Source organism: Prolixibacter sp. DSM 2831 (assembly GCF_056493735.1).
This window is the reverse complement of the sequence record NZ_CM151379.1, coordinates 3,601,126-3,614,597: the sequence shown is the minus strand read 5'-3', so window position 1 is coordinate 3,614,597 and position 13,472 is coordinate 3,601,126. Positions and strand designations below refer to the sequence as shown.

Annotated in this window: 12 protein-coding genes; all 12 read left to right on the top strand. The window is 42.2% G+C overall.

Going from position 1 to position 13,472, the window contains the following annotated elements:
• Positions 1-9 precede the first annotated feature (9 nt).
• The 12 genes from AC060N_RS14765 (at position 10) to AC060N_RS14710 (ending at position 13,309) form a co-directional block, all read left to right on the top strand.
• Positions 10-1,695 (top strand): polysaccharide lyase 6 family protein, encoded by a 1,686-nt coding sequence (locus AC060N_RS14765; protein WP_479524492.1) that lies wholly within the window; start codon positions 10-12, stop codon positions 1,693-1,695.
• 150 nt (positions 1,696-1,845) lie between these two features.
• Positions 1,846-4,044, top strand: a complete 2,199-nt coding sequence (locus AC060N_RS14760) for a heparinase II/III domain-containing protein (protein ID WP_479524491.1) — start codon at positions 1,846-1,848, stop codon at positions 4,042-4,044.
• A 10-nt stretch (positions 4,045-4,054) separates the two neighbouring features.
• Positions 4,055-4,423, top strand: coding sequence for a cupin domain-containing protein (locus AC060N_RS14755; RefSeq protein ID WP_479524490.1), 369 nt, complete (start codon positions 4,055-4,057; stop codon positions 4,421-4,423).
• A gap of 4 nt (positions 4,424-4,427) precedes the next feature.
• Complete coding sequence (locus tag AC060N_RS14750; RefSeq protein WP_479524489.1) at positions 4,428-5,723, top strand: MFS transporter; 1,296 nt, start codon at positions 4,428-4,430, stop codon at positions 5,721-5,723.
• A 26-nt stretch (positions 5,724-5,749) separates the two neighbouring features.
• On the top strand, positions 5,750-6,511 hold the full coding sequence (locus AC060N_RS14745; RefSeq protein WP_479524488.1) for an SDR family NAD(P)-dependent oxidoreductase: 762 nt from the start codon (positions 5,750-5,752) through the stop codon (positions 6,509-6,511).
• A gap of 46 nt (positions 6,512-6,557) precedes the next feature.
• On the top strand, positions 6,558-7,310 hold the full coding sequence (locus tag AC060N_RS14740; RefSeq protein ID WP_479524487.1) for an SDR family NAD(P)-dependent oxidoreductase: 753 nt from the start codon (positions 6,558-6,560) through the stop codon (positions 7,308-7,310).
• A gap of 100 nt (positions 7,311-7,410) precedes the next feature.
• A complete protein-coding gene (locus tag AC060N_RS14735; protein WP_479524486.1) occupies positions 7,411-8,166 on the top strand; it encodes a sulfite exporter TauE/SafE family protein in 756 nt (251 codons plus the stop codon).
• A gap of 12 nt (positions 8,167-8,178) precedes the next feature.
• On the top strand, positions 8,179-9,216 hold the full coding sequence (locus tag AC060N_RS14730) for a PfkB family carbohydrate kinase (RefSeq protein WP_479524485.1): 1,038 nt from the start codon (positions 8,179-8,181) through the stop codon (positions 9,214-9,216).
• Between the two features lie 32 nt (positions 9,217-9,248).
• Entirely contained in the window at positions 9,249-9,920 is a 672-nt protein-coding gene (locus AC060N_RS14725) for a bifunctional 4-hydroxy-2-oxoglutarate aldolase/2-dehydro-3-deoxy-phosphogluconate aldolase (RefSeq protein ID WP_479524484.1), read from the top strand.
• A gap of 219 nt (positions 9,921-10,139) precedes the next feature.
• Complete coding sequence (locus tag AC060N_RS14720) at positions 10,140-11,177, top strand: aldo/keto reductase (RefSeq protein ID WP_479524483.1); 1,038 nt, start codon at positions 10,140-10,142, stop codon at positions 11,175-11,177.
• Positions 11,178-11,240: 63 nt separating this feature from the next.
• Positions 11,241-12,116, top strand: a complete 876-nt coding sequence (locus AC060N_RS14715) for a cupin domain-containing protein (protein WP_479524482.1) — start codon at positions 11,241-11,243, stop codon at positions 12,114-12,116.
• Positions 12,117-12,235: 119 nt separating this feature from the next.
• Entirely contained in the window at positions 12,236-13,309 is a 1,074-nt protein-coding gene (locus AC060N_RS14710; RefSeq protein WP_479524481.1) for a T9SS type A sorting domain-containing protein, read from the top strand.
• Positions 13,310-13,472 lie beyond the last annotated feature (163 nt).

Below are 13,472 nucleotides of genomic sequence, written 5' to 3'. Positions count from 1 at the left end.
CAATAGAATATGAAAAAGATTATCGGTATCATATTGATTTTATTACTGTCCTGGAACTATTCAAGTGCTATGGTATATCATGTTGATAGCAAGTTTCAGTTGGGAAATGTGACTTCCGGCCTTCTGCCGGGGGATACCGTATTGTTGGCATCAAAGACCTGGATGAATGAAGAGGTGGTTTTTCAAGGAAATGGCACCGAGTCAAATCCAATTGTTTTTATGGCCGAAGAACCGGGAAGCACAATTTTTTCAGGAACCTCGCGAATGCAAATAACCGGAAGCTTCCTGGTTGTCAGGGATTTTATTTTTCAGGAAAGTGAAAGTGCCAGAGAAGGTTCCATCATCGAATTTCGGGATGGTTCTTCAGAAGCAGACCATTGCCGATTAACCAATGTAACTATTCAGGATTACAACCCGGCCAGTAAAACGACAGATACCAAATATGTTTCACTTTATGGTACCTACAATCGTGTTGACCACTGTTCGTTTTCGGGAAAGACCAATTCCGGTACAACTTTGGTGGTTTGGCTCGATGCGACCCCGGACTATCACCGGATTGATCACAATTATTTTGGGCACCGTCCTGAATTGGGAACTAATGGTGCAGAAAGTATACGGATTGGTACCAGCGAATGGGAAAGTTATTCCTCAAATTGCATCGTTGAGTACAATTTATTTGAAGAATGTGATGGAGAAATAGAAATTATATCCAACAAATCGGTCGGGAATCGTTATCGGTACAATACGTTCAGGAACTGTGAGGGAACATTGACCTTGCGCCATGGTTCTGACTGCTGGGTATATGGTAACTTCTTTTTGGGAGATGAGGGAAAGGACTGTGGTGGTATTCGCATCATTGGCCCAGGACACAGGGTGTTTAACAATTACCTTGAAAATTTAAGGGGAACATCCTACCGGGCAGCTATATGCCTGGCAAACGGAGTCCCTAATTCACCTGCAAACCGCTATCGGCAGGTGGAAGATGCGGAGGTGGGGTTTAACACCATTATTAACTGCAAAGAACCATTTGCCATTGGTGCTGGGGTTGATGATGAAAAATCCCTACCGCCTGTTAATTCAGACATTGAAAATAACCTGGTCATTACTTCCAACAGTTCCGATGAGGTCGTTAAGGAATATGATACCTCAGCAGGAATTACCTGGCAGGGCAATATGACCAATGCCACAACAACAGGAATGTCTAACCCGAGCGGATTTGTAACCGGAGTTTCGTTGCCGATGTTTCATCAGGATGGTTTTCAGCGGCCAACGTCTGAGAATCCGGTTATTGGAGCTGCTGTGGCTGGTGTTTTTGATACGTTGAGCGTAGATATTGACGGTCAGTTACGTCCATCAGTACTGAAAGATGTTGGCTGTGATCAGCAATCATCTGCTGTCATCACCAACCACCCGCTAACGAGAGATGATGTGGGAGCATCATATGCGGCCACTACATTGTCTGCCATTCATGAATTACCATCTTACAAATTATCATACATCAATGGACAGTTAATAATCAATTTTGGGAATGAAGGCGACCGGACGATTTCGTCGTTTTCGCTGGACGGGAGTCTTCTGTCGGTATCAAGAATTCATGATCGACAGTATATCACTTCTGTCCGGAATTTCCCAAAATTATTCATACTGCGGGTGAATGATAAACAGCAACAATATTCAATAAAACTTAGCAAATAGTGATGAATAGGAGACACACATCAGTTTATCTGTTCGTACTGGTACTGGCATCCTTTTTTCAAAATTGCCAATATCAAAAAGGCACAGTAGTCTCCAATAGCAAGGAATATGAACTGACGGGATTAACTCATCATTCAAAAAAATAAAGCCATGAAAATACGGTATGTACATATTATTTTAATCTGTTTCGCATTTTTAAATGTGGGAACAAAAGCTTCTGCCAAAACAATCTATCACCCCTGTTTGATCCTGCAGAAGTCTTCGGTACCTGAATTGAAAGATGGATTGACAAAATATCCATTGTTGCAGAAATCCTTTGAAGAGGCAAAGAAATTTGCAGATGAAGCTATCGCATCCGGAATCAAGGTACCCATACCTAAAGATCCTGCAGGAGGTTACACGCACATTCAGCATACCTACAATTACAAAGCAATGTACAATGCAGGGCTGGTTTATCAATTGACCGGAGATAAAAAGTACGCCATCTTTGTTAGGGACATGCTGTTGGCTTATGCCAAAATGTATCCTACACTAGGCTTGCACCCAGCGCATAAAAACCAGTCGCCTGGCAAATTATTCTGGCAGGGTTTGAATGATTCAGTTTGGCTTGTCTATACAATTCAAGCCTACGACTGTATTTATGAATTTTTGACAGATAGCCAGCGCAATGATATCGAAACCAATTTGTTTACGAATATCGTTCGGTTTTTCACCAAAGATGATGCCTACATGTTCAACAGGGTACACAATCATGCCACCTGGGCTGATGCCGGTGTTGGTATGGCTGGTTTGGTGATGAACAAACCAAAGTGGGTGCAGGAAGCCTTGTACAGCACCAAGCTGGATAGTACAGGTGGATTCATGCGACAAATAAAAGAACTTTTTTCGCCGGATGGATATTATGCAGAAGGACCATATTACGAGCGATATGCCTTATTGCCATTCATGGTTTTTGCACAGGCGTTAGAAAATAACCGACCCGCTCTGAAAATTTTTGAATATCGGAATGGTGTACTCAACAAAGCGGTTTTAATGCTCATGCAGCTTACCAACACCAATGGTCACTTCTATCCGTTGAATGACGACATGAAAGAAAAGTCGTGGATCACGCCTGAAATGGTTTTTGCCTCAAACATTACTTTCGCGAATACCGGCAACAGGCAGTTGCTGGATGTGGCCCAAAAGAATGGTTCAGTAATGCTGAGCATGCAGGGATTAAAAGTTGCCCGTAGTTTGGCAGAAGGCAAATGTGAGCCATTTAAACGGACTTCAACCCTTATCGGTGATGGCCCGAACGGTAAAGATGGAGGATTGGCGTTACTGAGAACCGGAAGCTCTTCTGCCCAAACATCACTTGTTTACAAATTCTCGTCGCAGGGCATGGGTCACGGGCATTTCGACCGCCTGTCCTTTTGCCTGTATGATGCCGGAAATGAAATTGTGTCCGACTACGGATCCGCACGGTTTATGAACGTGGAGGCCAAGGAAGGGGGGCGTTATCTCAAAGAAAACACCACCTGGGCCAAACAAACAGTTGCACACAACACTTTGGTATTGGATCAAAAATCTGACTTTGACGGAAAAGTAAAAGAAGCGGACAAATTTCATCCTGATTTACTCTTTGCCGACATGAAAGACTCAGCTTTCCAGATTGTTTCAGCGGTTGATTCCAATTGTTACAAAAATGCGGTTTTACAGCGGACACTGGCCTTGGTAAATAATCAACACGGCCGTTTTGTCATAGATATATTCCGGGTCGAAAAAAAGGATGGGGAATCCGTATGCGACCTTCCGCTGTATTACCAGGGACAAATCATGACGACCAATTTTCCTTACGAGAAAGCATTGACCGACATGAAAGTATTGGGTACAGCAAACGGATACCAGCACCTTTGGGTCGAAGCTTCGGCCGACAAATTAAATGGAATGACCTCGACCACCTGGAGAAATAACAAACGATTTTATACCTGGTCGAATCTGACGGACCCGAATACAGAGTTCTTTTTCACCCGAATCGGTGCCAACGATCCTAATTTCAATTTACGGGCAGAACCGGGTTTGATGATTAGGCAAAAAGGCGTTCAAGACCATACCTTTTTCAACGTACTTGAAATGCATGGTCATTACAATCCCGGAAGCGAAGCTGTCTTAAATGCGGATAGCTCACTTAAGAATATGAAATTAGTACTTCAGAATGAAGCCATAACAGGAGTTCAACTCGATCTAAAAGATGGTTCGACTCTGTTACTACTGGTTGCAAATCATCCTGCAGCCAATCAGGACCATGAAGTTAAGATACAAGGCTCTGAATACAAGTGGAAAGGAAATTATAAACTAATAATCAATTAAATACTAAAACATGGCAAGTAAAAAGTTTTTAAAAGAGAATGAAATAAAATGGGAAGATTTGGGAGGCGGAGTCCAACGAAAGATTTTGGGTTACGACAACCAGATTATGATGGTAAAGGTAAATTTTGAAAAAGGAGCTGTTGGCTCACCTCACCAGCATTTCCATACCCAGGCAACCTATTGCGTAAGTGGAAAGTTTGAGTTTACCATTAACGGTGAAAAACAAATAGTAGAAGCTGGAGATGGAGTTTATATCGAACCAAATTTATTACATAGCGCACTATGCCTTGAGGCAGGGATACTTATCGATGTTTTTAGTCCTGTAAGGGAAGATTTCCTTGATGGTAGTGCTGTTTCATATTTTGGAAATAAAAAGTAACGCTATGAAACTAAAAGGGCTACGTTGGTGGATAATCGGACTGATATTTCTGGCAACGGTAATTAATTATATTGACAGAAGCACGCTTTCAATAATGTGGGGCGGTGAAGATGTTGAAGGTTCGATTGCTCAATCATTGGATCTTACGAAAGGAGATTATGGTTTAATACTAAATATCTTTATGGTTTTCTATGCTCTTGGCCAGCTCTTTTCCGGTAAAGTTTTTGATAAAGTCGGGACAAGGATAGGCTATGTGTTAAGTATTGGTATTTGGGGATTATCTTCTTTCTTACACTCTACCGTACGAGGAATTATATCAATTGGTATTTTCAGAAGTACCCTTGGTATTTCAGAAGCTGGTAATTGGCCTGGAGCTGTAAAAAGTAATGCTGAATGGTTCCCGGTCAAAGAACGGGCCATTGCCCAGGGATTATTTAATGCCGGGGCATCGATAGGTTCTGTAATTGCCCCACCACTTATTGCTACTTTATTTGTAGCTTATGGTTGGAGAACCACTTTTATGATTGTTGGTACTTTTGGTATGATGTGGATAATTCCCTGGTTAATAATTAACAAAGCAGGCCCCAAAAAGCACCCATGGATTACGAAAGAAGAGCATGACTACATTCTTAAAGGACAAAGTAAAGCCGACCAAAATTCAGATGAAAATACAAAAGGTTTAAGCCTGAGACAGATTCTGTCACACCGGGAGTCATGGTCTATCGTGGTAGGGCGTTTGTTCCTTGAGCCAATATGGTGGTTGTTTGTAGGTTGGATGCCTATCTATTTATTCGATGTTTACCATTTCAACGTCAAGGAAGTTGGTATGTTTGCCTGGTTTCCTTATGTAGGCGCGGCTCTTGGCAGTATTGCCGGCGGTTATGTTTCCGGTCGAATAATATCTAAAACCGGATCGGTCAATAAAGGGCGTAAAACGACCATTGTAATCGGTGGGATCCTTATGGTATTAGGGTTAATAGCAACTATATTATTTGGCACAACAGCTTTGCGGTTTGTATTAATCGTATTTGTAGTCCTATTTGGGTTCCAATTTGCAATCGGTAACGTTCAAACCCTGCCCAGCGACTTCTTTAGTGGGAAATCTGTAGGTTCGTTGGCTGGCCTTGGCGGCATGGTTGGGGTATTCGCCGTTATCATCATGAACTTTTTAGTGCCAAAAATTGCCGTGATATCTTACACACCAATATTTATCGGCATTGCCGTTTTCGTGCCACTTGGTGTAGGGGCAATATACTTCTTTGCCAGAAAAATTAAGAATGTTGAAGAATTAGAAAATTAAAAAATCAAAACCTTAAATTGAATATTATGGAATTAAGAGAAAAAGTAGCAGTAATTACCGGAGCAACCGGAGGAATTGGTTTCGAAGTTGCAAAAAGATTAGGAAAAGAAGGATATACTGTCGTTTTAAATGGTATAGAAGACGAAGCGGGAGCTGAAAGAGTAAAAGAGCTTACTGCTGCAGGTATCAATGCAGAGTATTATAGTTTTGATGTTACAAATGAAGAAGCCGTTACTTCCAACATCAAAGCCATTGGAGAAAAATACGGCAAAATTGATCTTCTGGTAAACAACGCAGGTGGTTTAGGTGGAAGACAAAGGTTTGAAGAGATGACAACTGAATTTTACCGGTTCGTTATGGCATTAAACCTCGATTCAGTATTTTTTGCTTCAAGAGCGGCCATCCCTTATCTTAAAAAAGGAGAAAATGCCTCTATCATCAATTACACTTCCAATGCAGGATGGAATGCAGGTGGACCAGGTGCTGGTGTTTACGGTACCTCTAAAGCTGGAGTTCATGCAATTACAAGGGCATTGGCAAAAGATTTGGCCGAGTACGGAATCAGAGTAAATGCTGTATCTCCTGGTACCATTGATACGCCGTTCCACGCTCAAATTAAATCTACTAAGCCAGAGGTATTTGCTTCCTGGAAAAACAATATTTTGTTAGGAAGATTAGGTCAACCGGAAGAAGTTGCATCTGTTGTGGCTTTCCTGGCGAGTGATGATGCATCTTTCATAACAGCTGAAACGATTCAGATTGGTGGAGGACAGGCTTTAGGAATATAAGCGTTGCTTATCCTTAAGATTAGAGAACTTAAATTTATGAGAAGTTATGGATTTACAAGGAAAAGTGGTTGTAATTACGGGTGGTGTTAGGGATATTGGACGCGAGGTTTCATTAAAATTAGCCCGTTCTGGTGCTAAGTTAGCGATCAACTATTTCAATAGCCAGGAAGATGGGGAAGAAACCCTGAGGATGGTGAAGGAAATAGGAGCTGAAGCTATACTTGTTAAGGGCGATATGACAAAAGAAGAGGACGCAGTTCGCTTTGTACAAGAAACAACCGATGCCTTTGGAGCTAAAATTGATGGACTAGTAAATGTTGCAGGTGGTTTAGTTGCCAGGAAAACCCTTGAAGAAATAGATGTTAAGTTTTGGGATATCGTAATGGATCTAAACGTGAAAACTTGTTTCCTCATGACGAAAGCCGTTGCTCCATTTATGACAGAAGGTGGTTCAATTGTAAACTTTGCATCGCAAGCGGGCCGTGATGGCGGTGGCGCTGGTTCAACTGTTTACGCTGCTTCAAAAGGAGCTGTAATGACATTTACACGCTCTATGGCAAAGGAATTAGGGCCTAAGAATATTCGGGTTAATGCGTTGTGCCCGGGTATGATAGCCACTTCATTCCATGATCGGTTTACAAAAGATGAAGTTAGAACAAAAGTAGCTGCCGGTACTCCACTTCGTCGAGAAGGTGAAGCAAGCGAAGTTGCTGATTTAACAGCTTACTTGTTGTCTGATGAATCGACTTTTGTTACCGGCACTAATATTGATATTAATGGTGGTTTATACTTTTCGTAAACCACTATCGCATAGTTTAGTTTGATAAGTTAGCTTCAACAGCCGGATACATAAAAGGTCTACTGACATCGGGTATTCGTATCCGGCTGTTTTATATAATATGAGTGAATTAAGTCTTATACAGTTAGCCCTTTTGAGTGTTGCAGGCATTTTTGCCGGCTTTATCAATGTTGTTGCAGGGGGGGGATCGTTATTAACGCTTCCTTTAATGATTTTCTTAGGTCTGCCTCCGGTTGTGGCAAACGGTACAAACCGCATTGGTATTATTGCACAAAATATTGCTGCCGTTTCAAATTTTTCACGGAAGGGCATCTTTGTCTATCCGTTTAGTTGGTATGCTGGTGGTATAGCCATTGTTGGTTCGGTAATTGGCTCGATGCTGGCAATCGAAATGGATGACCAGTTGTTTAACCGGATCTTATCCATCGTTATGGTCGCCACAGGGGCTGCTATCTTGCTAAACAACAAAAAATCTGCAATAATCAGTTCAATACCGATTGCCAAAAACCAGGCGACCAGCTTGTTCTTTTTCTTCTTTATTGGCATCTATGGCGGTTTTATACACGTAGGAATTGGCTTTTTAATGATTCTTGTATTATCACGTATAAATCAGTTAACACTTAGGTATGCAAACAGTATTAAAGTGTTTGTAGCACTGTTGTTTAGTGTTTCGTCGATAGTGGTTTTTATTTTAAACGACGCCATAGACTGGAAAGTTGGTTTCGCTTTGGCCGTTGGAACCTCCTTCGGTGGCTATTTGGGAAGCCATTTCACGATGAAGAAAAGCGAAAAATGGATAAAACTTATCCTAATTGTGGCCATTGGAGTGATGGCAATCAAGTTGTGGCTTATTTAAAATTAAAATATCATGAATAAGAAAGTAGTAACCTTTGGTGAAATCATGTTGCGTTTGTCAACGCCAGGCTATCTCAGAATAGCCCAGGCGAAAGAATTTGTTGCCACCTACGGTGGCGGTGAAGCTAATGTTGCTGTATCATTGGCCAATTACGGCATTCCTGTTGACTTCGTTTGTCGCATACCCAAAAATGATATTGGACGAGCTTGTGTGATGGAGCTGAAAAAGTACGGCGTTGGTACCGATAAGATAATTTATGGAGGCGACCGCCTTGGTATTTATTTTTTGGAGACAGGTGCAGTAAGCCGGGGAAGTAAGGTGGTTTATGACCGTGCTCATTCAGCAATTGCTGAAATCAAGCCTGGTATGGTAAACTGGAAGGAAGTTTTCAAAGATGCTAAATGGTTTCACTGGACAGGTATTACTCCTGCAATTTCGCAAGGCGCTGCCGATGCATGTCTGGAAGCGATTCAGGTAGCAAATGAAATGGGAGTTACTGTTTCATGTGACTTGAATTACCGCAAAAACCTCTGGAAATATGGTAAAGCATGTGGTGAGGTGATGCCTGCTCTGGTTGCCGGAACTGACATTGTTTTGGGCAACGAAGAAGATGCTGCCATGGCTCTGGATATTCACCCTGAAGGTGTTGATGTAACCGGTGGTCATGTTGAAGGAGCTGCCTATGAGTCTGTTTCGAAGCAAATTATCCGCAAGTTTCCCCGGGTAAAGAAGGTGATTACAACTTTGCGAAGCTCCATAAATGCCAACCATAACAATTGGGCAGGTGTCCTTTTTGATGGAGAAACACTCTTTGAATCTCGTCAGTACCAGATTACCCATATTGTTGACCGGGTTGGCGGCGGCGATTCCTTTATGGGCGGTTTAATCTACGGGTTATTAACTTACGAAGACGACGATCAGAAAGCACTTGATTTTGCTGTAGCGGCATCATGTTTGAAGCACACTGTATTTGGTGATTTTAATCAGGTAACTGTTGAAGAAGTCGAAAAACTGATGGGGGGCGATGCTTCGGGGCGTGTAGCACGATAACTAGGATTCTGAACTTTAGACACGAAACAGAAATGGCAAGATTTTCGAGAATAGAAGTAGCACTAAAGATGAAAGAAACCGGCATGGTACCGGTGTTTTATCATCAGGATGTAGAAGTATGCAAAGCAGTAGTAAAAGCTTGTTATGAAGGAGGTGTTCGTTTATTCGAATTTACGAACCGAGGCGATTTTGCCACCCTTGTATTTGCCGAGTTGAATAGATGGAGCATAGAGAATTGTCCGGAGATGATCTTAGGAGTAGGTTCGATTGTTGACGAGGCAACTGCAGCCATGTATATCGCACTGGGTACTAATTTCGTTGTGGCCCCATTAATCGATGAGGGTACAGCAAAAGTTTGCAACAAACGTAAAATAGCCTGGAGTCCGGGTTGCGGGTCGGTGACTGAAATTGGGAAAGCACACGAATTAGGTGCCGAGGTAGTAAAAATCTTCCCCGGGTCGCAGGTAGGCGGACCAAATTTCGTAAAAGCAGTGAAAGGCCCAATGCCATGGGCGAGTATCATGCCAACGGGGGGTGTTTCGCCAACCGAAGACAACCTGAAACAGTGGTTCGACGCCGGTGTTACCTGCGTGGGAATGGGCTCGCAATTATTCCCGAAAGAGGTGATGGAAGCGGGCAACTACGGTGTTATAACGGAGAAGTGTGGTCAGGCATTGGCTATTGTTCAAACCCTTTTGAAATAGACTGAACATTTTAAGACGGGCAAAAATGAAAAAATTCCTGAATGTCTTTTTTTGCTTGTTCTTGAATGTGGGCTTAGCCATCGGAACTTAACCGTCCTCCGATTTGGGGCGTTACAAAAATGACATTTTAGATGAGTGATTTTCAGCTTGCACCTGATTTTTAAGGAAAATACCTGGGGTTTGAAGGAGCGATTTATTACCTGTCGAAACTAGGCAAAGTTGAATTTACGGAAGTCCATACTATACGATAATCTCAAGCAAAACGAAGTGAAAGAAAAAGAATTGAATCGAAGAAGATTTATTAAAAGGACCATTGGGGCTGGAATAGCCTTGACGGCAAGTCCATTTCTTTTTTCATGCGATGATCCGTATAACGCGAAAGGTCTTCCGACCGCGATCCTGGGGAAAACGGGGGTTCGGATACCCCGTATATCCATCGGTTTGGGAAGCCGGTTCTGCGAAATAGACGACGAAAATGAATCCACTGCTTTGTTGAACTTCGCGCTCGACAATGGACTTTACTATTGGGACACTGCCCACATCTACGAAAACAAGAAAAATGGCGCGATCAGCGAAGTCCGGGTAGGGAAAGTTGCTAAGGAAAGACGTAAAGAGATTTTTCTTTCGACCAAAGTAACTCCTCGCGATCCGGATGAAGCCATGCGGCAAATTGAAGATAGTTTGAAAAGGCTTCAAACAGATCATCTCGATATGCTTAAAATACATTCCATAGCATCGCTGGAGGAAGTTGACCAACTCAGCCAGAAAGGGCAACTGGTTGAAATACTTCACAAGCTGAAGGAGCAAAAGGTCACCCGGTTTATCGGGTTCTCTGGCCATGGCAATGCCGAAGCGATGAAAGCCATGGCCGAACGTGGAAATTTCGACAGCATGTTGATTGCCATGAACCACTGGCGGGGTAATGAAGCCCAAAAACGCCAGGAACTGGCCATACCGGCTGCACTGGAGCAGGGAATGGGGGTGATGCTGATGAAATCCGTGCGTCCGAAAGAAACCATTGCGAATGCCAATCCGCTTGAACTGATCCGTTTTGCCTTGTCTCTAAACGGGCCGAGTGGCCTGGTTTTAGGGATGGAATCGATTGAGGTGGTAAAATCGAACCTCGAGCTATTGCGAAATTTCAAACCCATGGATGCCGATGAAAAAAGCGCTATGGCACAATCGCTCTCGCCATTCTTCAGCCATGAAAACCTGGAATGGATGAGTCCGATATATCAGGATGGAAACTGGTCTTAGTTATGTTGAATTTAAAAAATTCAAGTAGATCAATTTAAGCTAACCCAAATAGAACCATAAATTATGAAGAATAAAATTTCAATTTTCTTTACGGTTTTGACGACTGTGTTGATTAGTTTTCAAACGCGGGCACAGTCAGTCCCTGAAATTAAAGTGCAAGCCATGAATATGGAACTTCAAGATGGAAGTCAAACTTTTCGGGAAGAACTGCTGCATGGAGAAATCGCGGGTACCCGAATAGAGCATATTTCATTCGCCGGTCCTTTTTCCCAAAACTTTTTACAACCAGAAGATAGCGTGGGTATGTTTTTGTTTATCAAGGGAAATGGAACCCTTCAGGCAGATACAATGACCTACGACATTGTTCCGGAAACGATTGCCATTCCTTTCTCATGCGGTGCGATTACTTTAAAAGTTCCTGAAGGCGATACCGTTCACCTCGTGCAGTTTACAAAGAAATTGTCGTCTCAGGACCTGGAAGATTTAAAAAACTTTCCGGCTCAAAATAAATACGACATCTACTTTACTAAATTTGAGGATTGCAAACCTTACACCGAAAAAATTAAAAGCCCGAATACCATCAGCCGCACGGTGCTTCCGGCCGACATCATTCCCCGTGTTTCACTTGGAACCGTTGAAACCAAAGGACCCGATGCGGTTGGCGCCCACAAACACCCTATGCTCGATCAGTTGTTCCTTGGCTTGACCGGTAACGATATCACCGTACATGCGGATGATCGATCTGCAGAGCTTAAAGCCTATTCATTGTTGCACATTCCGATTGGCTCAAGCCACGGGGCCACGGTGGACAAAGGCAAGAAAATGTACTACTTGTGGATGGACTTTTTCCTAACCAAAGAAGGTCAGGAATGGCTAAAGACACACAAGCCTGTGAGTGCCGATAAGAATGGTTATAAGCAAGATGGGGATTCGAAATAAAATGATAAGTGTAGTTGTCCTGTTCTTAGCTATTTTCTGTAATCATTCACGAACGATATTCCAGAAAAATTGCAAAGATTGGGATGTCTATCGAAATTTAAGATAGGATAAAGCTGTATATGATGAAAACAGTATTGCTAGTGATCCTTTTTTGCATCTTTGTTCATCATGATCTTTTTTCGCAGGTTGTATTGAATGCAGATGGTCCGGGTGACACCTACGAGTTAATATCTTCTGTGCTGGCGCCTGGATATGATGCTGTGGAGGTTCCGGACTGTAGCCACCCGGAATTTGGCCGGCACATTGACGAGGTATTTGATACTGAATTAAATTCTTATGTGTTCCGGTTTTTTATTCACAAAACTCCCGATAATGACCGCTGCATTAATTTCGACAGGCAGAGAACTGAGATTAAAACCTATAAAAAGTCACCGGATTATCTTTTGGGCACACAGAATGAAACGGTTGAGTATAAGTGGAAATTCAAATTGGACTCTGGCTTTCAGGCCTCTTCTGCGTTTACCCATCTGCATCAGCTTAAGGCAGTCGGCGGGCCGGATGAGGGCATGCCGCTTTTTACGCTAACTGCACGAAAAGGAGATCCCGATAAGCTTGAACTAAGGTATGCAGAATCAACCAATCAGATTACGCTAAAAAAAGTTGATTTAACGCCATTTAAAGGAGCCTGGGTAGAGGTTACTGAAACCGTCCTGTATGGAGAAAATGGGGCTTATTCAATTTCGATTAAAAAAGTAGGAGATGGAACTATGCTGCTGGAATACACAAATAATTCGATAAGAACATGGAAAACGGATGCCGAATTTATACGCCCCAAGTGGGGAATATACAGGAGTTTATCGGATGTTGATAACCTGAGGGATGAAACGCTGCTTTTTTCGGATTTCAGAATCAAAGAAATTGATAATACAACATCAGTAGCTAAGGATCCTTTTAATGCCGCCGGAATTAGAATCTCCCCAAATCCGGCGTCAGATAAAATAACAATTCAAGGAATATCCTTAGATAATATGGACGAAATAGCTGTTTATGATCTGATTGGAAGAAAAATTCTATCTAAAAGAATCTTGTTAAATAGCACTTTGGATATTGCGAATCTGGAGCAGGGGCTATATTTATTAGTCATTAAAAAGAACGAACTCGCAACCGCAACAATAAAACTTGTAAAAGATTAATATTCAAAATACTTAAAAAAGATTTTGATAGATACCGGCTTGTTCTTATGTAATTGGTGGTAATTTTCAAAAGTTAGTTTTAATAGATGATTTTCAAAATTAGCTCAACTAATCGTTTGAAATTTATCCATAGAACTACATGAAAGTCGTCTAAGTAAAGAGT

Bases quoted from the DNA above. Each gene is read 5' to 3' on its own strand.
- AC060N_RS14710 (WP_479524481.1), top strand. From the start codon at position 12,236: ATGATGAAAACAGTATTGCTAGTGATCCTTTTTTGCATCTTTGTTCAT.
- AC060N_RS14765 (WP_479524492.1), top strand. From the start codon at position 10: ATGAAAAAGATTATCGGTATCATATTGATTTTATTACTGTCCTGGAAC.
- AC060N_RS14740 (WP_479524487.1), top strand. From the start codon at position 6,558: ATGGATTTACAAGGAAAAGTGGTTGTAATTACGGGTGGTGTTAGGGAT.
- AC060N_RS14760 (WP_479524491.1), top strand. From the start codon at position 1,846: ATGAAAATACGGTATGTACATATTATTTTAATCTGTTTCGCATTTTTA.
- AC060N_RS14750 (WP_479524489.1), top strand. From the start codon at position 4,428: ATGAAACTAAAAGGGCTACGTTGGTGGATAATCGGACTGATATTTCTG.
- AC060N_RS14730 (WP_479524485.1), top strand. From the start codon at position 8,179: ATGAATAAGAAAGTAGTAACCTTTGGTGAAATCATGTTGCGTTTGTCA.
- AC060N_RS14725 (WP_479524484.1), top strand. From the start codon at position 9,249: ATGGCAAGATTTTCGAGAATAGAAGTAGCACTAAAGATGAAAGAAACC.
- AC060N_RS14735 (WP_479524486.1), top strand. From the start codon at position 7,411: ATGAGTGAATTAAGTCTTATACAGTTAGCCCTTTTGAGTGTTGCAGGC.
- AC060N_RS14755 (WP_479524490.1), top strand. From the start codon at position 4,055: ATGGCAAGTAAAAAGTTTTTAAAAGAGAATGAAATAAAATGGGAAGAT.
- AC060N_RS14745 (WP_479524488.1), top strand. From the start codon at position 5,750: ATGGAATTAAGAGAAAAAGTAGCAGTAATTACCGGAGCAACCGGAGGA.
- AC060N_RS14715 (WP_479524482.1), top strand. From the start codon at position 11,241: ATGAAGAATAAAATTTCAATTTTCTTTACGGTTTTGACGACTGTGTTG.